The 18,752-nt window shown below is 68.2% G+C and carries 14 protein-coding genes; 4 read left to right on the forward strand and 10 right to left on the reverse strand.

What is annotated here, in order from left to right; translation table 11 throughout:
- Window positions 1–31: 31 nt before the first annotated feature.
- Window positions 32–1,831 (reverse strand): glycerol-3-phosphate dehydrogenase/oxidase, encoded by a 1,800-nt coding sequence (locus tag RCH07_RS03535; protein WP_442784765.1) that lies wholly within the window; start codon window positions 1,829–1,831, stop codon window positions 32–34.
- Window positions 1,832–1,956: 125 nt separating this feature from the next.
- On the opposite strand from RCH07_RS03535, the gene RCH07_RS03540 reads away from it, so the two are divergent.
- The 4 genes from RCH07_RS03540 to RCH07_RS03555 all read left to right on the forward strand — a co-directional run bounded on the left by RCH07_RS03540 (window position 1,957) and on the right by RCH07_RS03555 (window position 5,886).
- Window positions 1,957–2,919, forward strand: a complete 963-nt coding sequence (locus RCH07_RS03540; RefSeq protein WP_326966094.1) for a sugar-binding transcriptional regulator — start codon at window positions 1,957–1,959, stop codon at window positions 2,917–2,919.
- 62 nt (window positions 2,920–2,981) lie between these two features.
- Complete coding sequence (locus RCH07_RS03545) at window positions 2,982–3,842, forward strand: aldo/keto reductase (protein ID WP_326966095.1); 861 nt, start codon at window positions 2,982–2,984, stop codon at window positions 3,840–3,842.
- 11 nt (window positions 3,843–3,853) lie between these two features.
- Window positions 3,854–4,780 carry an alpha/beta fold hydrolase gene (locus tag RCH07_RS03550; RefSeq protein ID WP_326966096.1) on the forward strand — a complete coding sequence of 309 codons (927 nt, stop codon included), beginning with the start codon at window positions 3,854–3,856 and terminating at the stop codon, window positions 4,778–4,780.
- On the forward strand, window positions 4,777–5,886 hold the full coding sequence (locus RCH07_RS03555) for a glycosyltransferase family 4 protein (RefSeq protein ID WP_326966097.1): 1,110 nt from the start codon (window positions 4,777–4,779) through the stop codon (window positions 5,884–5,886). Before RCH07_RS03550 ends, RCH07_RS03555 begins: the two co-directional genes overlap by 4 nt.
- A 504-nt stretch (window positions 5,887–6,390) precedes the next feature.
- Here the strand turns inward: RCH07_RS03555 and RCH07_RS03560 are convergent.
- From RCH07_RS03560 to carA, 9 genes are all read right to left on the reverse strand, one after another.
- Complete coding sequence (locus RCH07_RS03560) at window positions 6,391–8,595, reverse strand: primosomal protein N' (protein ID WP_326966098.1); 2,205 nt, start codon at window positions 8,593–8,595, stop codon at window positions 6,391–6,393.
- Between the two features lie 180 nt (window positions 8,596–8,775).
- Entirely contained in the window at window positions 8,776–10,011 is a 1,236-nt protein-coding gene (gene metK, locus RCH07_RS03565; RefSeq protein ID WP_326966099.1) for a methionine adenosyltransferase, read from the reverse strand.
- 78 nt (window positions 10,012–10,089) lie between these two features.
- On the reverse strand, window positions 10,090–11,466 hold the full coding sequence (locus tag RCH07_RS03570) for a bifunctional phosphopantothenoylcysteine decarboxylase/phosphopantothenate synthase (RefSeq protein WP_326966100.1): 1,377 nt from the start codon (window positions 11,464–11,466) through the stop codon (window positions 10,090–10,092).
- A 25-nt stretch (window positions 11,467–11,491) separates the two neighbouring features.
- A complete protein-coding gene (gene rpoZ / locus RCH07_RS03575; protein ID WP_011692102.1) occupies window positions 11,492–11,752 on the reverse strand; it encodes a DNA-directed RNA polymerase subunit omega in 261 nt (86 codons plus the stop codon).
- Window positions 11,753–11,791: 39 nt separating this feature from the next.
- Complete coding sequence (gmk, locus tag RCH07_RS03580) at window positions 11,792–12,364, reverse strand: guanylate kinase (protein ID WP_326966101.1); 573 nt, start codon at window positions 12,362–12,364, stop codon at window positions 11,792–11,794.
- A 41-nt stretch (window positions 12,365–12,405) separates the two neighbouring features.
- The gene (gene mihF / locus RCH07_RS03585) at window positions 12,406–12,723 is read right to left on the reverse strand and encodes an integration host factor, actinobacterial type (RefSeq protein ID WP_326966102.1); all 318 of its coding nucleotides are present in this window, start codon (window positions 12,721–12,723) and stop codon (window positions 12,406–12,408) included.
- Between the two features lie 524 nt (window positions 12,724–13,247).
- Window positions 13,248–14,129, reverse strand: coding sequence for an orotidine-5'-phosphate decarboxylase (gene pyrF / locus RCH07_RS03590; RefSeq protein WP_326966103.1), 882 nt, complete (start codon window positions 14,127–14,129; stop codon window positions 13,248–13,250).
- On the reverse strand, window positions 14,122–17,463 hold the full coding sequence (gene carB / locus RCH07_RS03595; protein WP_326966104.1) for a carbamoyl-phosphate synthase large subunit: 3,342 nt from the start codon (window positions 17,461–17,463) through the stop codon (window positions 14,122–14,124). Before carB ends, pyrF begins: the two co-directional genes overlap by 8 nt.
- Window positions 17,463–18,707, reverse strand: a complete 1,245-nt coding sequence (gene carA, locus RCH07_RS03600; protein WP_326966163.1) for a glutamine-hydrolyzing carbamoyl-phosphate synthase small subunit — start codon at window positions 18,705–18,707, stop codon at window positions 17,463–17,465. The genes carB and carA overlap by 1 nt, the downstream gene beginning before the upstream one ends.
- Between the last annotated feature and the right edge of the window lie 45 nt (window positions 18,708–18,752).

Below are 18,752 nucleotides of genomic sequence, written 5' to 3' on the forward strand. Positions count from 1 at the left end.
CGGACGTCCCCCGTCCGGACGCCGAGGTTTATCAGGAGACCAGGCTGTGGACCTGGACGCCATGGTACCGCTTGAGCACCTCCTGAGCGTGGCTGATCTCGGAAGACCGGGTTGCCGGGTCCCAGCCCAGCGGGCCGGAAAGGATCTCGGCAACCTCGTTCAGCAGTTCGCCGGTCACCAGGCCGCGGAAGGCCAGGGAGGTGCGGCGGATCAGTACGTCGACCAGGTGCCCGATCTGCTCGTTCTGCGCCATGAACTCCAGTTCACGGCTGCTGAGTTCGCGGGTGGAGTGCAGGAGCCGGTCCGGTCCGGCGTCTGTGGCGTCGTCGAGGAAGGAGATGACTTCCGCGGCACGCGTCCCATAGCGGGTCAGCAGGCCCGCGACCCGGTCGGCGTCGCGGCCGGCGGATATGTGCGCCTTGATCCAGCGCTGGACGCCGTCCTCGCTGTCCGGGAAGGCGGCGCCGCCGCCGATGGCCAGCTTCGCCGTCGAGACTTTCCGTTCCAGGCCGAGCTCGGCAAGGACGTCGTTGCTCAGGTGCTCTGCGAGGGCCCGGAAAGTGGTCCATTTGCCGCCCACCAGGCTGAGGACGACGGCGCCGCCGCTCCCGCTGCCGCCCGCTTGACCGCTTGATCCGGCGTGCCGCTCGATCCGGTAATCCCGGCTGACGAAGCCCGGCTGGGTGGCGTCGTGTTTGGGCAGGGGCCGCACACCGGCGAAGGTGTAAACGATCTGCCCGCGGTCCACGGCAACGTCCGGGAAGACATGGCCGATCAGGTCAAAGAAGTAGTCGATCTCGGCCTCGGTGCACACGGCGTCCTCGGCCATGTCGGCATCGACGTCGGTGGTGCCGACGAGGACCCGGTCGCCCATCGGGTAGATGAGGACGATCCGGCCGTCGGTGTGTTCGAAGAAGATCTCCCGGCCGTTGCAGGCCGCCAGCAGCTCCGCATGGTCCAGCACGATGTGCGAGCCCTTGGTGCCGCCCATAAACGCCGACGCCGCACCCATCGCCTGGTTGGTCAGGTCCACCCAGGCGCCCGTGGTGTTCACAATGACATCGGCGGTGAAGTCGAACAGCTCTCCGGTGAGTTCGTCACGGAGCCGGACGGTACCGCCGGAACCGGTGTCCTTCGTGGACACGAGGGACAGGTAGTTACTGGCGCGGGCGCTGTCGCCGCCGGCCGCGCCGGCCTTTTCGCCGTCCTGCAGCACATCCAGGGTCAGCCGCTCCGGATTATGCACGGAAGCGTCAAAGTAGGTGGCCGCGTACTTGATGCCAGGGTGCAGCCGGGGCAGTTCGGCCAGGGCACGCTTGCGGCCGCGGAACTGATGCCGGGGCACCGTGCCGCCGTCGCGGGAGAAGAAGTCGTACAGGCTCAGGCCGAGCTTGATCAGGAAGGCCCCGCGCTCCTTGGACGCCCCCTGCTGCTTGTGTGTAAGGAAGCGCAGCGGAGCCGCGAGGATACCGGAAAAGGTACTGAAGATGGGGATGGTGGTCTGCAGCGGCTTCACATAGTGCGGCGCGATCCGCAGGAGCCTGTTCCGCTCGACCACGGACTCCTGCACGAGGCGGAACTCGCCGTTCTCCAGGTAGCGGATACCGCCGTGGATCATGTGCGAGGAGGCGCCGCTGGCGCCCTGGCAGTAGTCGCCGCGCTCCACGAGCGCCACATCCACACCCTGCAGTGCCAGATCCCGGAACGTGCCGACGCCGTTGATGCCGCCGCCGATGATCAGCACCTGCGCCCGGGGCCGCTCTCGCAGCTGCTGCACGGATGCGCGCTCGCCCGCCTGGGCCTGATTGCGAGTTGAATCCTTGTGTCCCAAAAACTGCTCCCTTGGGTTTGTTCCTGTGCGGCGCGCCGTGCGGCGCGGCGCCGTCCAACACTATTCTTTGGAGTATTGGAAAATGGAGTCAAGCACTATGCACAAACGTGCAGAACGGAATCGGGATGACACTTTCACGCCACTCTGACGCCCTCAGGGCGGCCCAGATGTATTACCTGCAGGACCTGACCATGGACGCGATTGCCCGCGAACTCCGGACCTCCCGATCGACGGTCTCGCGGCTGCTGTCCTCGGCCCGGGAATCCGGCCTGGTGCAGATCCAGATCCGCAACCCGCTGGACACCGGCCCCGAACTGGAAAGCATGATCCGGCTCCAGTACAAGGTGGATGTCCACGTCGTTCCGGTGCTTGACACCCTGAATGAGGCGGAAACACTGGACCGCGTGGCAATGCAGGCTGCCCGCACCATCGGCCCGCTGGTGGACTCGAACGCCATCATTGGGGTGGCCTGGGGCTCCACGCTCAGCGCCGTCAGCCGGCACCTGACCCGGAAGATCACCCATGACAGCGTGATCGTCCAGCTTAACGGCGCCGGCAACATGCAGACCACGGGCATCACCTATGCCTCTGACATCATGCGGCGCTTCGGAAGCGCCTACGGTGCCCGGGTGGAACAGTTCCCGGTACCGGCGTTCTTTGACCACGCCGCGACCAAGACCGCCATGTGGAATGAGCGAAGTGTGCAACGCGTCCTCGAACTGCAGGCCAGCATGAGCATTGCCATATTCGGCGTCGGATCGGTCGACGCCGACTACCCCAGCCACGTCTACGCCGGCGGCTACCTCGATGAAGAAGACCTGGACGTGCTGGCCGACTCCGGGGTCGCCGGTGATGTCGCCACCGTTTTCTTCCGGGCCGACGGCTCCTCGGACGGCATCACCCTGAATGAACGCTCCACCGGTCCGGACCTGGCCCGGCTCCGCCAGGTCCGGCGAAGGATCTGCGTGGTGTCCGGCGCCTCCAAAATCAACGGGCTGCGGGGCGCCCTCGCCGCAGGCCTGGCCACCGACCTGATCCTCGACGAGGCCAGCGCCCGGCGCCTGGTCAGCCTGGACGGGCTGACCTGATGGTCCGTCCCAATACCCCGGCCCGGGGGGATGGGGCCGGCGAAGTCGGTAGAGTCAGTGCTATGAGACTCTCCCCCCGGCTGGCCCTGAACAATGGTGTGATGATGGACCGCCTGGGCTTCGGGCTGTACAAAGTGCCGCCGGCCGACGCCGCCGGTCTGGTAACCATGGCACTGGAGACCGGCTACCGCCATGTCGACACGGCGGCCATGTACGGGAACGAAACCGGAGTGGGCAAAGGCGTCGGCGCCCTATCGGCCTTCGCCGGCGGATCCGGCGAGCCGGCAGGCTCACTGACTCGCCAGGACGTGTTCGTCACCACCAAAGTCTGGAATGACGACCATGGCTACGACGCCACACTGCGGGCCTTCGATGCCTCGATGTCAAACCTCGGGCTGGAGTACCTCGACCTCTACCTGATTCACTGGCCGTGCGAGAAGCGCGGGCTGTTCACGCAGACATACCGGGCCATGGAGACGCTCTACCGGGAGGGCAGGGTCCGCGCCATCGGGGTCGCCAACTTCCAGCCCCGCCACCTGGACCGGTTGCTGGAAACGGCCGAGGTGGTGCCGGCCGTCAACCAGATCGAGCTTCACCCCTGGCTGCAGCAGGCGGAACTGCGGGAAATGCACGCGGCCCTGGACATCCTGACGGAGGCGTGGAGCCCCTTGGGACGCGGGCGGGCCCTCACGGACCCGGTGATTCTGGCCCTCGGGGCCGAACACGAACGCACGCCGGCACAGATCGTCCTGCGCTGGCACCTCCAGCTCGGCAACCTCGCCATCCCCAAAGCCAGTTCCTCCGGGCGGCTCCGGGAAAACCGGGGCATCTTTGACTTCGAGCTCTCCGCAACGGACCTGGCCGATATCGCCGCCCTGGAGTGCGGTCTCCGGACCGGCTCCCACCCGGACAACGTCAACTAGGATCCCAGGAAATGGAACACGTGGCCACCGAGTCCTCCTTCACGCCTCTCTTCAGCGCCGGGCTGGAAACCCGCACCCGCTCCTCCCTTGTGGACCTCGGCGGCACCAGGGTCGCCTACTGGAGCTTCGAGCCTGTCAAGGTGTCGCCGGCGACCCGCACCATCCTGGTGATCCATGGCTTCCGCGGCGATCACCACGGACTCCTGCGGGTGGCGGACCAGCTTCCCGGGATGCGGCTCATCATGCCGGATCTCCCCGGCTTCGGCAGTTCCGCAGCGTTTGCGGGCACCGAACACAGCGTCGAGGGCTACGTCCGCTTTGTCCGCGACTTCCTGGCCGCCCTGGACCTGGGGCCGGACACGGTTCTGCTGGGCCACTCCTTCGGCTCGATTGTCGCGAGCCACTTCGTCGCCGACCACCCCGGCGCTGTCGCGGAGCTGATCCTGATCAACCCGATCGCGTCCCCGGCCCTCGCTGGACCCAAGGGGGTTATGACCAAGCTCGCGGTGCTGTATTACGAGGCCGCCGCCCGCCTCCCCCGCCGTCCGGGCCAGGCCCTGCTGCGCAGCCAGCTGATTGTCCGGCTTATGAGCGAAACCATGGCCAAGACCCGGGACAAAGGCCTCCGGCGCTTCATCCATGCCCAGCACAGCTCGTATTTCTCCGCCTTCGCGGACCGGGACAGCCTGCTTGAGGCGTTCAAGGCCTCGGTCGGCGGCACTGTCTCCGGCGTCGCCCGCCGGCTTACCCTGCCGGTACTGCTGATTGCCGGCGAAAAAGACGAGATCGCCAGCCTCCCGGACCAGCACAAACTCCTGGCCCTGCTGCCGGACGGACGCCTGGACGTCATTCCCGGCGTCGGGCACCTCATCCACTATGAAACCCCGGAAGCCGCCGCGGGCTTCATCCTCCGCTTCCTGAAGGACCACACCGCGTGAAAATCCTTATTGATGCCCGCTTCACCCGGCTCGACCACCACGACGGGATCAGCCGCTACGGCGCCAGCCTGATCGCGGCCACGGCCAGGATCGCGGACGTCTCCATGCTGATCAGCGACGTGCGGCAGCTGGCCCTGCTGCCGGACGTGCCGTACACGCTGGTCAACAGCCCCCTCTCAGCGGCCGAGTTGTTCGTGGCCGCCAAGGTCAACAGGCTCGGAGCCGACGTTGTTGTGTGCCCCATGCAGACGATGGGCAGCTGGGGCCGTAAGTATCCCCTGGTGCTGACCCTGCACGACCTGATCTACTACGAGCACCCGGCCCCGCCCGGCTTCCTCCCGGCCCCGGTCCGGGTCCTCTGGCGGCTCTACCACAAGGCGTTCTGGCCCCAGCGTGTGCTGCTGAACCGGGCGGATATTGTCGCGACCATCAGTGCCACCACGGCGGCCCTGATCTCAAAGTACCGGCTCACCAAGCGGCCGGTCCGGATCGTCGGGAACGCCCCGCAGCCGGGCCTCACGCCCCGGGATCCCGGCGCCGGGGCGGACAAGACGCTGCTCTATATGGGCTCGTTTATGCCCTACAAGAACGTGGAAACCATTATCCGGGGCATGGCCGGGCTGCCGGGCATGACCCTGCACCTGCTCAGCCGGATCTCTCCGGTGCGCAGGGCGGAACTGGAAGCCCTGGCCCCGGCCGGCGCGGGCATCGTGTTCCACAACGGTGTGACCGACGCCGAATATGAGGCCCTGCTGGCCCGCAGCACGGCCCTGGTCAGCCTCTCCCGGGCGGAAGGGTACGGCCTTCCGCTCGTGGAGGCGATGTCCCACGGCACTCCGGTGATCGCCAGCGACATCCCGATTTTCCGGGAGGTGGGCGGCGATGCCGTCAGCTACGTCCGGCCGGACTCACCGGCCGAATTCGCCGAGGCCGTGCGCCAGCTCGAGGAGCCGGAGCTGTGGAAGGCCCACTCGCTCCGCTCCGTGGAACGCGCCGCCGACTTCAGCTGGGACGAGTCCGCCCGCAACCTGCTGCGGCTCGCCAAAGAGGCCGTGGCACTGCGCGCGCGCCGCCCCGGCACCCCGAGAGGAGCCGGCCGGAAGTAGCCGGCGCGCGGACCCCCGTCCGCGCCGCACCCGCCGGTACTATCCTGGCCGCGAAAGCCCTGGTACTGGAGCCAGTGGGCATTGTCGTTAGCTCGTCGGGGGTCCGGAAAGGACACCGGCCCAGAGGGACATGCCCCGCGCCGGGGCCAGCGGGTGGACATAGTGTCATTATGCCCGGTCCCCGGGTGCGAAGAATGAGCATGTCCCGCTGGCCAGGACACCGGCCCAAAGGGACATGCCCCGCGCTGGGGTCAGCGGATGGACAGAGTGTCACTATGCCCAGTCCCGGGTGCGAAGAATGAGCATGTCCCCCCCCGTTGACTGGACACCGGCCCAAAGGGACATGCCCCGCGCCGGGGCCAGCGGATGGACAGAGTGCCATTATGCCCAGTCCCGGGTGCGAAGAATGAGCATGACCCCGTTGCCTTCCTCGCCCCGGCGCGAAAAGGACCAGGCTCAGCCCAACCCCCGACGACCTAACGACAATGCCCGCTGGAGCCAGTACTAGAGCACGTCGACGCCGTCGAGGCGCAACTGCACGGGGTCGTCGCTGCGTTTGGCGGCAGCGGCGGCCTTCACCGCCCGCATCGCCTTCGTGGCCGCTGCCGCCTGGCCGTACGGGATGAAAAGCAGGGTGCGGACGTCCTCGCCGGCGTCCCGCCCCTGGCTGCCGGCGCCGGAACCGGCCATCACCAGCGGGGCCGGGCCAGCTTCACGCAGCACAATTCCGTCCGCGGCCAACTGCCGTGCGATTGCCTGGGTGAAGTGCCCGACGGCGGTGCGTCCGCCGGTGACGGAGGCGACCCGCACGGCCGGCGGAAGATGCAGTTCTTGCCGGAGGGCCAGCTCGCGCCGGGCGTAGCCGGCGGGATCCCAGCGCAGCAAGGCCCCGACTCCGGCGGCGTCGTCCGCGGTGATGACCACGAGGCCGCCATCCAGTGCGGGCCGGACCAGGGCCGCGGCGTTGAACCAGCGCCGGACGGCGTCCTCCCCTGCCCGCAGGTTTTCCCGGCGCAGCAGCGAGTCGCCGTCGAGCAAAAGGGCCGCGGCATAGCCGCCGGATGCGACGGGTTCGGCACCCACCGTCGCCACCACGAGTGCCTTTGTGTCCCCAACGGTGGCCAACACCCGGTCACCGGAGGAGGTGATGACCGGCTTGCCGGGAAAGGCCCGGCCAAGCTCTTCGGCAGTGCGGAGCGCCCCGGTGGCGCCGCGCCGCAGCCGCACAGCGTTGCACGTGCCGCAGCGCCAGGCGGGGGCCGGCGTCGAGCACCACCGGCACTGCGGGACGGCGGAGCTGCCAGTGGACCCGGCAATGGCCAGCGGGCCGCCGCAGGCCGTACAGCGGGCCGGTTCGCGGCAGTTCTCGCAGGCGAGCGACGGAGCGTACCCGGCCCTGGCCACCTGGACCAGCACGGGACCGCGCTCCAGGCCTTCCTTGGCGGCGCGCCAGGCGGCGCCGGGAAGCCGCGCGATCCGGGCCAGCGGATCATGCTCCAGTTCGAAGCTGTCGGCCGTGTTGAGCACGCGCGGGACGGTCCGGCGCACCTCCGTGCGGTCCGCCTCCACGGGCCAGGCCCAGCCCGATTCGACCAGCCGCTGGGTCTCGGTGCTGCGTGAGTGTCCGGCGAGCAGGCAGGCGGCACCCGACTGGCCGGCGCGGAGCAGCAGGACCTCACGGGAGTGGGCGTACGGGGAGCGCTGCTCGATGTGCAGATCGTCGCCGTTGTCCCAGCAGACCACGAGGCCCAGGTCGCGGACGGGCGCATAGGCGGCGGAGCGGGTGCCGACGGCGACCCCGGCTGCGCCGCTGAGGATCCGCAGGAAGCTCCGGTAGCGCGGCGTCTGGCCGTCGTCCGCAGCGAGCCGGGCGACGTCCCCGGCAGGAAGGACTTCGAGCAGGGCGGACTCCACCCGGTCCAGGTCCCGGTAGTCGGGCACCACAACGACGGCGCCCCGGCCGGACAGGCGGACGGCGGCCACCGCCTCGGCGATCATCCGGGGCCAGCCGGCGGCGCCGTAGCCCTGGAGCGCGCCCAGCACCGCCCGCGGCGATTCCCCCGCACTCAGATGCTGGAGGAAGGCCGGGCCGTTGCGGTAGGAAGCCCAACTCGAGGCCGCCAGGCGGGCCGGCGGAATGGCCGCTCCCGCCCCGCCGGCCGCGGCGGCGGCGTCGGCCGCGGCGGCGTCGGCCGCGGCGGCACCGGCCGCGGCGGCGCCGGCAAACAGGGCCGGGTCCGGCCGGCCGTCCGGGGCAAATTCCTTTTCAAGCCTGGCCATCCGGGGCGGCACCGCGACACGCAGGACGTCGCTGAGCGTTCCGGCGTACCGGGCGGCGACGCGGCCCGCCAGTTCGGCGACGGCGGGCGTCAGCACGGGAACAGGCGAGACGAGCTTGTGCAGCGGCAAGAGGTCATGGCCGGCGTCGGATCCGGCCACCCGCTCCATAAGGTAGCCGGCCAGCTCCTGGCCGTTGAACTTCACCTTTACGCGGACGCCCGGCTGCGCCGCGGCATCGAGGCTCGCGGGGACGCTGTAGTCGAACGCCCGGTCCAGGTGCGGGAGGGACGATTCGAGCCGGACGCGGGCCACGGGCAGCTCCGCCGCGAGGACAGGGCCGGCAACCGCGGCTTTCGTTGGGAATCCCTGCAGCAGGGACAGCTGGAGCGGCTCATCCGGCCTTGTGGCGCCGCCAGGCGTCGGCGTCATGGCACCCTCCTCCTTCCCGCAGCGGTACAACAGGTCAACGGCAGCCCCAGAAAGAGTAGCCAGGCCTCCGGATCGGCGGCCTGGCTACAGCACATCACACAGCAGTGACATTTACGCCGGTGACTTCAGGAAAATGACATCGGCCCTGGCGACGTTCCCGTCCCAGGCATCCATAGCGTCCTAGGCGTTGAAGAACGCCTTCAGCTCATCCACCCGGTCCAGCCGCTCCCAGGTGAAGTCCGGGTCCTCGCGGCCAAAGTGGCCGTGGGCCGCGGTCTTGGTGTAGATCGGGCGTTTGAGGTCCAGTGCGTCGATGATTGCGCGCGGGCGCAGATCGAAGATCTCGGCGATCGCGGCGCTGATCCTTGCCGGGTCGACAGTCTCGGTGCCGAAGGTCTCCACATAGGTGCCGATCGGGCGCGCCTGGCCGATCGCGTAGGCGATCTGGATTTCGGCGCGCTTCGCGAGCCCCGCAGCCACCACGTTCTTGGCAACCCAGCGCATCGCGTAGGCCGCTGAGCGGTCCACCTTGGACGGGTCCTTGCCGGAGAAAGCGCCGCCGCCGTGGCGGGCCATGCCGCCGTAGGTGTCCACAATGATCTTGCGTCCGGTGAGGCCGGCGTCGCCCACCGGACCGCCGATGACGAACGCGCCGGCGGGGTTCAAGATGTTGTGGGTCCGAGAGATATCCAGGTTGGACAGTGCCAGGACCGGATCGACCACGTAGGCGGCGAGGTCTGCGCGGAGCGTCTCAAGGCTGGCGCCTTCGGCGTGCTGGCTCGAGATGACCACCGTCTCCACCGAGACCGGGCGGTCGCCGTCGTAACCCACGGTCACCTGGGTCTTGCCGTCGGGGCGCAGATAGGACAGTTCGCCGCTTTTGCGGACCTCGGTGAGGCGCTCGGAGAGGCGGTGCGCAAGCCAGATCGGGACCGGCATGTAGGAGGGGGTCTCGTCGCTGGCGTAGCCGAACATGAGGCCCTGGTCGCCGGCGCCCTGGAGGTCGTAGTCGTCCTCCTGGCGCCCTTCGCGTGCCTCGAGCGAATTGAACACGCCCCCGGCGATGTCGTTGGACTGCTGGCCGATGGAGACGGACACACCGCACCGGGCGCCGTCGAAGCCGTTGGCCGAGGAGTCGTAGCCGATGCCGAGGATGGTCTCGCGGACGATCTGCGGGATTTCGACGTAGGCGTCAGTGGTGACCTCCCCGGCCACGTGGACCAGCCCGGTGGTGGCCAGCGTCTCCACAGCAACCCGGGACTCGGGGTCCTTGGCCAGCAGGGCATCGAGGATCGCGTCGCTGATCTGGTCACAGATCTTGTCGGGGTGTCCTTCGGTCACCGACTCGGAGGTGAACAGCCGGAGCGAGGCGGGCGTGGCCCCGTGAAAGTCAGGGATATGCAGCGGTAAAGTCACTCAACTACCTTACTGGTTGGAAAACGGACGTCCGGCGGCGTGTGTCCCCGTGCGAAGGAGACATTGACTACGCCAGGCTCAGGCCGGCGGAACAACCCGGCTCAGCTCGGCGCTGACGCGGTCAATCACGGCAGCCGCAACGTCGGATTTGGATCCCGACGCCTCTTGGGCTTCGGAGCCGGAGCGGGAAAGGATGACTACGGAGTTGGTGTCCTCGCCGAAGACCTTGCCGTCCCCGACGTGGTTGACCACGAGCAGGTCGCAGGCCTTGCGGCCCAGCTTGGCCTGGGCATACTCCAGGACGTCGCCGTCGGTGTCCCCGGTCTCGGCCGCGAAGCCGACGATCAGCTGACGGCGGGAGGCCGCGTCGCGGACCTCCACGAGTTCCCGCAGGATGTCGGGGTTGCGGACCAGCGAGATCACTGGGTCCGCGACGTCGTCGCGCTTCTTAATCTTGGTGCCGGAGACGTTTGCCGGGCGGAAGTCTGCGACAGCAGCAGCCATGATCACGACGTCGGAGTCTGCGGCGGCGTGCAGGGCGGCCTTTCGCAGCTCCAGTGCCGTTCCGACCTTGACCACTTCGACGCCGTCGGGTGCCGGTACTTCCATGTGCGCCGCCAGCAGCCGGACCCTGGCACCGGCATCGCGGGCCGCGGCGGCCAGCGCCACCCCCTGTTTACCGGAGGACCTGTTGCCGAGGAAACGCACCGGGTCCAGCGGTTCGCGGGTGCCGCCGGCGCTGATGGTGACGGTGAGTCCGGCCAGCGGCCGCGCCGCCGTCGGCGTCTGCGTCTGCGTGGCAGACGGTCCGGCGGAGAGCGGGGAAGACGGTGCCGAGACTGCCGCCGCGTCTGCAGCCGGGTACGACGGCGGGTCTGCAGCCGGGTCCGACGGCGGCGGTGCGGTGCTGGGTGCGGTGCCGGGTGCGGTGCCAGCGAGAGCCATGGCCGCCTTGAAGATTGCCTCGGGTTCGGGCAGCCGGCCGGGCCCGGAGTCCGCGCCGGTCAGGCGTCCGGAAGCGGGTTCGAGCACGGTGATCCCACGGCTGCGCAGGGTCTCGACGTTGGCCCGGGTCGCCGGGTGCTGCCACATCTCGGTGTGCATGGCCGGGGCCATCAGCACCGGGCAGCCGCCGGCCATCAGCAGCGTGTTGGTGAGGAGGTCGTTGGCCTGGCCCGCGGCCGCGCGTGCCAGCAGGTCGGCGGTGGCGGGGGCCACCACGATCAGCTCGGCCTCGTGGCCGAGGCGGACGTGGTTGACGGTGTGCACCTCGTCGAAGACGCTGTTGCAGACCGGGTGCCCGGACAGCGCTTCCCATGTGGCGACGCCGACGAAGCGGGTCGCGGCCTCCGTGGGGATGACGGTGACGTCATGGCCGGCTTCAGTAAAAAGCCGGAGGAGCGACGCCACCTTATAGGCGGCTATCCCTCCCCCGACTCCGAGGACTATGCGCACGTGAGCTCCGCCTACGGCTGCGTAATTACTCTGCGGGTTCGATCGGCGTGGAAACGAGCTTGCCTTCGTTGATCTCGCGCAGGGCGATGGAGAGCGACTTCTCGTTCAGCTTGGTGTCGACCAGCGGGCCAACGTACTCGAAGAGGCCCTCGTGCAGCTGCGCATAGTAGGCGTTGATCTGGCGTGCGCGCTTGGCGCCGAAAATCACCAGTCCGTACTTCGAGTCGGCAGCCTTCAGCAGCTCGTCGATGGGCGGGTTGATGATGCCTTCAAGGTTCGTGGACACGAATTCTCCAAATTCTAACGGGCCGATACGTCCCGGCGCCTAGCGTGGGTTCGGGGTCAGCCCCATGAGTGAAACAAGCTCGTCCGCTGCACGTCGAACGTCATCATTGATGACGGTGTGGTCAAACTCCGGCTCAGCGGCCAATTCTAGTTTAGCGGTTTCCAGCCGTTGCTGCTGTTCCTCGGGTGTTTCCGTGCCGCGGCCCACCAGGCGGCGCACCATTTCGTCCCAGCTGGGCGGGGCCAGGAACACGAACTTGGCGTCAGGGACGGCCAGCTTGACCTGCCGCGCGCCCTGCAGATCGATCTCCAGCAGCACCGACCGGCCCTCGGCGATCGCGGCGTCCACGGTGCTGCGCAGCGTGCCGTAGCGGTTGCGGCCGTGGACCACGGCCCACTCAAGGAGGTCACCGTGGTCCACCAGGGACCCGAATTCCTCGGCCGATTTGAAGAAGTAGTGAACGCCGTCAATCTCGCCCGGACGCGGCGGACGCGTCGTTGCCGAAACCGAAAGCCAGACGCCGGGATAGTTGTCCCGGATGTAGGTGGATACGGTGCCTTTGCCAACAGCCGTCGGGCCGGCGAGGACTGTCAATCCCGGTTTGTTGCTCACATATTCCTTCGGCGGTGTTCGGATCAGCTCAGGGGTCCGAGCTATTTGTCGTCTATAAAATCTACCAGCGCCCGGCGCTGGTGAATTCCCAGGCCGCGGACCCGGCGCGACGCCGCAATGCCGAGCTGTTCCATGATGGCCGCAGCCCGCACCCGCCCGATCCCGGGCAGCGCCTCCAGCAGCTCCACGATCCGCATCCGGGCGATGGCGTCATCGGAGTCGCCGGAGCCAAGCAGTTCCGCGATGGTCAGCTCCCCCGACTTCAGCCGCTCCTTGGCCGTGGCCCTGACGGTTCTGGCGGCGGCGGCCTTGCCCAAGGCATCGGCACGCTCCTGCGGTGTGAGGGGTCGCAAGCTCACTGAAGTCCTCCCTGCATTGTCAGCCGGACCGCAGAAACGGCCCGGCCGGACGGGCCGAACAAAGCCCGGACCGGTACGCGGACGTGTCCTGAACCTACCGTCTTGTTACCGCAGAAATCAATGGATGATTGCCATGGCCCGGCATGTTCGAAGGTCAAGCCGGGCGCAGCACTCCCGACGTCGGATCACGGCGGCACTGCCTCGCCCATTTGCCACGAATGGCCGGAATGACCATCCCCATAGCGGCCATTTGCGTCAACTCGGTGCGCCCGACGCGGTGTGGCGGCCTTCCTGCGCCCGTACGCCACGAATGGCCGGAATGACCGAATGGCCGGTAAGACAACCCCCATAGGGGCCATTTCCGTCAACTCGGTGCGCCCGACGCGGTGTGACGGCGGCCTTCCTGCGCCCGTTCGCCACAAATGGCCGGTAAGACGACCCCCATAGCGGCCATTTGCGTCAACTCGGTGCGCCCGACGCTGCGTGACGGAGGCCGGGGAACCAGTGGATGCAGTGCGTGGCATCTAGGCCGCGCGCAGTTCCTCGAGCGTCCGCAGGGCCGCGTCGCGCAGCGCTTGGATCCCCGGACCTGCGCCGAGAATGTCCCGGCTCGAGGTGCCGAGCACTTGGCCGTACGCGCTGCCGAAGGTGCGGCGAAGGTCCGCGGCCGTGGCACCCTGCGCGCCCAGCCCGGGAGCCAGGATCGGGCCGCGGACCGCGGCGAGGTCCAGTCCGAGGTCCGCCAGGGCGGAGCCGACGGTGGCGCCGATCACGAGGCCGACGGACCCCAGCCCTCCGGCGTCGTGATCAACTGCATAGCGGCGGTTCTCCTCCGCGGCCGCCTGCACGATGCGGCGGGCCACGGAATCGGCGCCGCCGGCGTGCTGCACGGAGGCACCCTCGGGGTTGGAGGTCAGGGCAAGCACGAACACGCCGCGCCCGGTCCGCGCCGCGAGGTCCAGGGCGGGCCGGAGAGACTCAAAACCGAGGTACGGGCTCAGCGTGACCGAGTCCGCGGCCAAGGCCGAGCCGTCCCGGAGCCAGGCGTCAGCGTAGGCGGCCATGGTGGATCCGATGTCGCCGCGCTTGGCATCGGCGATGGTCAGCACCGAGGCCTCGGCGGCGGCGGCCAGGGTGCGTTCCAGCACCGCAATCCCGGCGGAGCCGTGCCGCTCGTACAGCGCCACCTGCGGCTTCACCGCGGCCGCAAGCGGACCCACGGCCTCCAGGACGGTGAGCGAAAAGCGCTCCAGCCCTTCGACGTCGTCGTTCAGCCCCCAGGCCGCCAACAGCGCCGGGTGCGGATCGATCCCCACACACAGCGGACCCCGGTCCGCCATGGCCCGGCCGAGCCGGGAGCCGAATGACTCCCGGCTCAGGGTGCGCGACGCCTCGGACTCAGGCATGCTGGCCGGCTGTGTTCTGCGCTGTGTTCTGCGAAACACGTTCCTGCGAGGCAAACAGGGCGGCGGCGTGCTCCTGCAGGCTCGTGACGGTCCATTCGTAGGTGCGCAGCGCCTCGATCGCCTGGACGGCGGCGTTGAATTCGGCCACCGTCGTGATGCACGGGATCCCGATTGACGTCGCGGCGGCGCGCAGTTCGTAGCCGTCGCTGCGGGCTTCGCCGCCGGAGGGGGTGTTGAAGACCATGTCGATCTCGCCGGCGATGATGAGGTCGGCGATGGTGCCTTCCCCTTCGGCGCTGGAACCCTCGGCGACCTTGCGGACGGGGGTGGCCTGGATGCCGTTGCGGCGCAGCACGTCCGCGGTCCCGCCGGTGGAGACAATCTCGAAGCCGAGGTCGGAGAGCCGCTTGACGCCCATGATGACCGATCGTTTGTCCCGGTTGGCCACCGAGACGAAGATTTTGCCTTCGGTGGGCAGCGCGTTGTTGGCCGCGGCCTGGCTCTTGGCGAAGGCGGTATCGAAGTGCTTGTCGATCCCCATGACCTCGCCGGTGGAGCGCATTTCCGGCCCGAGCAGCGAGTCCACCACCTTGCCCTCCGGGGTCCGGAAGCGGCTGAACGGCAGCACGGCCTCCTTAACCGAGACCGGTGCGTCCAGCGGCAGCGTGGAGCCGTCGCCGGTTTCGGGCAGCATCTTGTAAGCGGTGCGGAGTTGGTTGATGGTCACGCCGGTGCCGATCAGCGCCGCCGCCTTGGCCATCTGGACGCCGGTCGCCTTGGAGACGAACGGGACGGTGCGGGAGGCCCGCGGGTTGGCTTCGAGCACGTAGAGCACGTCCGAGGCCAGTGCGAACTGGATGTTGATCAGGCCGCGCACACCCACGCCCTCGGCGATCGCCAACGTGGCGGTCCGGACCCGGTCCAGCACATTATTTCCGAGCGTGATGGGCGGCAGCACGCAGGCCGAGTCGCCGGAGTGGATGCCGGCCTCCTCGATGTGCTCCATGATGCCGCCGAGGTACATTTCCGTGCCGTCGTAGAGGGCGTCGACGTCGATCTCGACGGCGTCCTCGAGGAAGCGGTCAATCAGCACCGGATGCTCGGTGGTGATCTCGGTGGCGTTGGCGATGTAGCGGGAGAGGTTCGGCTCGTCGTAGACGATTTCCATGCCGCGGCCGCCGAGCACGTAGGACGGGCGGACCAGCACGGGGTAGCCGATTTCGTCGGCAATCTTCTTGGCGTCCTCGAAGGACACGGCGGTGCCGTTTTTCGGCGAGATGAGGCCGGCCGCATCGAGCACCCGGGAGAACGCGCCGCGGTGCTCGGCAAGGTCGATCGCTTCCGGGGAGGTGCCGAGGATCGGCACGCCGGCGTCGGCGAGCTGCTGGGCGAGCTTGAGTGGGGTCTGGCCGCCGAGCTGGACGAAGACGCCCATCACCCCGCCGGTGCGTTCCTCGGCCGCGATGACCTCGAGGACGTCCTCGAGCGTCAGCGGCTCGAAGTACAGCCGGGTGGAGACGTCGTAGTCGGTAGAGACGGTTTCCGGGTTGCAGTTGACCATCACGGTCTCGTAGCCGGCCTTGCGCAGCGCCATCGAGGCGTGCACGCAGGAGTAGTCGAACTCGATGCCCTGGCCGATCCGGTTGGGACCGGAGCCGAGGATGATGATCGACGGTTTGGCGTGCAGCGCCACCTCGTCCTCCTCGTCGTAGGACGAGTAGTGGTACGGGGTGTAGGCGGCGAATTCGGCGGCGCAGGTGTCCACGGTCTTGTAGACCGGGCGGATGCCGAGTGCCTGCCGGACGCCGCGGACGACGTCCTCTGAGTTGTGCGTCAGGGCGCCGATCTGCTCGTCGGAGAAGCCGTGGCGCTTGGCACGCTTGAGCATCTCCGGCGTCAGGGCCGCGGCCTGTCGGATTTCGCGGGAGATTTCGTTCAGCAGCTGGAGCTGGTCCAGGTACCAGGGGTCGATCTTGCTGGCTTCGAAGAGCTGTTCGACCGTGGCGCCGCCGAGCATGGCGCGCTGGACCTGGTGCAGGCGGTCCGTGGTGGGCCGCTTTGACTTCTCGATCAGCTCCGGGACCTCCCACTCCGGGACGTGGCTGAAGTCCAGCTGGGAGCCCTTCTGCTCGAGGGACCGCAGCGCCTTCTGCAGGGCCTCGGTGAAGTTGCGGCCCATCGCCATGGCCTCGCCCACCGACTTCATGGTGGTGGTCAGGGTGGGGTCCGCCGCCGGGAATTTCTCGAAGGCGAACCGCGGGACCTTCACCACCACGTAGTCCAGCGTCGGCTCGAACGAGGCCGGGGTCTTCTGGGTGATGTCGTTCGGGATCTCGTCCAGGGTGTAGCCCAGGGAGAGCTTGGTGGCGATCTTGGCGATCGCGAAGCCGGTGGCCTTGGAGGCGAGGGCGGAGGAGCGGGAGACGCGCGGGTTCATCTCGATCACGACGACGCGGCCGGTGTCGGGCTCGACGGCGAATTGGATGTTGCAGCCGCCGGTGTCGACGCCGACTTCGCGGATGACGGCGATGGAAATGTCGCGCAGGCGCTGGTATTCGCGGTCCGTGAGGGTCAGGGCCGGGGCGACGGTGATGGAGTCGCCGGTGTGCACGCCCACGGGATCGAAGTTTTCGATGGAGCAGACGACGACGACATTGTCGTTCTTGTCGCGCATCATCTCGAGCTCGTATTCCTTCCAGCCGAGGATGCTCTCTTCGAGCAGCACTTCGGACGTGGGGCTGTATTGCAGGCCTTGGCCGACGATCCGGCGGAGGTCGTTTTCGTCGTAGGCCAGGCCGGAGCCGAGACCGCCCATGGTGAAGGACGGCCGGACCACCATCGGGTAGCCCAGGTCCTCGGCCGCGGCCAGGGCGTCGTCAATGCTGTGGATGATGTGGCTGCGGGCCGATTCGGCGCCGCAGCGCGCGACGACGCCCTTGAACTTTTCACGGTCCTCGCCGAGCTCGATCGCCGCGATGTTGGCGCCGATAAGCTCCACATTGTACTTTTCCAGCACCCCGTTTTTGTCCAGGGCGATCGCGGTGTTGAGTGCGGTCTGGCCGCCCAGCGTGGGCAGAAGCGCGTCGGGCCGTTCCTTGGCGATGATCTTCTCCACCACCTCGGGGGTGATCGGCTCCACGTAGGTGGCGTCGGCGAACTCGGGGTCCGTCATGATGGTGGCCGGGTTGGAGTTGACGAGGATGACCCGCAGGCCTTCCTCCTTGAGGACGCGCAGTGCCTGGGTGCCGGAGTAGTCGAATTCGGCCGCCTGGCCGATCACGATCGGGCCGGAACCGATGACCAGGACGCTTTTGAGGTCAGTTCTCTTGGGCATTACTTCGTGTCCTCAGTCTTGGAATCGGTGCCAGTGTCGGTCGCAGTGGCGGTTGCAGTGGCGGCCCCGGAGCCAGCCCTCTTCGTGTCCGCCATCAGATCGATGAAGCGGTCAAAGAGGTAGGCGGCGTCGTGCGGGCCGGCGGCGGCCTCGGGGTGGTACTGCACCGAGAAGGCCGGGATGTCGAGGCAGGACAGGCCCTCGACGACGTCGTCGTTGAGGCTCACGTGGCTGACCTCGACGCGGCCGAAGCGCTGTTCGGGGGCCTGCGTGGCGCCGTCGAGCGGGGCATCGACGGCGAAGCCGTGGTTCTGCGAGGTGATTTCCACCTTGCCGGTGCGGCGGTCCATGACGGGCTGGTTGATGCCGCGGTGGCCGTAGCGGAGCTTGTAGGTGCCGAAGCCCAGGGCCCGTCCCAGGATCTGGTTGCCAAAGCAGATGCCGAAGTACGGGATCTTCAGCTCGAGGACCGAGCGGAGCAGCGTGACCTGGTTGTCGGCGGTGGCGGGGTCACCGGGGCCGTTGGACATAAAGACGCCGTCCGGGCTGAGGGCGGTGATGTCCCCGATCGTGGCGGTGGCCGGCAGCACGTGCACTCGGACGCCGCGTTCGGCGAAGCGGATGGGGGTCATCCGCTTGAGCCCCAAGTCAATAGCGGTGATGCTGAACCGCGGCTCGCCGTCCCAGCCGAAGTCTTTGGGCTCCACCGTGTACGCAGCGTCCACGCTGACTTCCTCGGCAAGCCGGGCGCCTTCCATCGGCGCACTGGCCAGGACGGTGTCCACGAGTTCCTTGTCCGTGGCGCGGACCGCGCCGCCGGAGAAGATCCCGGCGCGCATGGTCTTGTGTTCACGCAGGTGGCGGGTGATGGCTCGGGTGTCGACGCCCTGGATGCCGACGATGCCCTGCTCGAGGAGCTCATCATCCAGGCTGCGTTCTGAGCGCCAGTTGGACGGGCGGCGGGCGGCGTCACGGACGATGTAGCCTGCCACCCAGATCCGCCGGGACTCGGCGTCGTCCTTGTTCACGCCGGTGTTGCCGATGTGCGGTGCCGTCTGGACCACGAGCTGGCGGGCATAGGAGGGGTCCGTGATGGTCTCCTGGTAGCCGGTCATGCCGGTGGCGAACACCGCCTCGCCGAGGGCGGTGCCGGTGGCGCCGTAGCTGGTGCCGCGGAAGATCCGGCCGTCCTCAAGGACCAGGACCGCGGGGGTTGATGCTGCTGCCCCGGCGGATTCTGCCATTGCGGTGTTTGTCACTTCTGTCACTTCTGTCACTTCGTTGGAGTC

Source organism: Arthrobacter sp. CG_A4 (assembly GCF_035985125.1).
Classification (GTDB): domain Bacteria; phylum Actinomycetota; class Actinomycetes; order Actinomycetales; family Micrococcaceae; genus Arthrobacter.

Bases quoted from the DNA above. Each gene is read 5' to 3' on its own strand.
- RCH07_RS03560 (WP_326966098.1), bottom strand. From the start codon at position 8,595: ATGACGCCGACGCCTGGCGGCGCCACAAGGCCGGATGAGCCGCTCCAG.
- RCH07_RS03540 (WP_326966094.1), top strand. From the start codon at position 1,957: ATGACACTTTCACGCCACTCTGACGCCCTCAGGGCGGCCCAGATGTAT.
- carB (WP_326966104.1), bottom strand. From the start codon at position 17,463: ATGCCCAAGAGAACTGACCTCAAAAGCGTCCTGGTCATCGGTTCCGGC.
- RCH07_RS03550 (WP_326966096.1), top strand. From the start codon at position 3,854: ATGGAACACGTGGCCACCGAGTCCTCCTTCACGCCTCTCTTCAGCGCC.
- pyrF (WP_326966103.1), bottom strand. From the start codon at position 14,129: ATGCCTGAGTCCGAGGCGTCGCGCACCCTGAGCCGGGAGTCATTCGGC.
- RCH07_RS03545 (WP_326966095.1), top strand. From the start codon at position 2,982: ATGAGACTCTCCCCCCGGCTGGCCCTGAACAATGGTGTGATGATGGAC.
- carA (WP_326966163.1), bottom strand. From the start codon at position 18,707: ATGGCAGAATCCGCCGGGGCAGCAGCATCAACCCCCGCGGTCCTGGTC.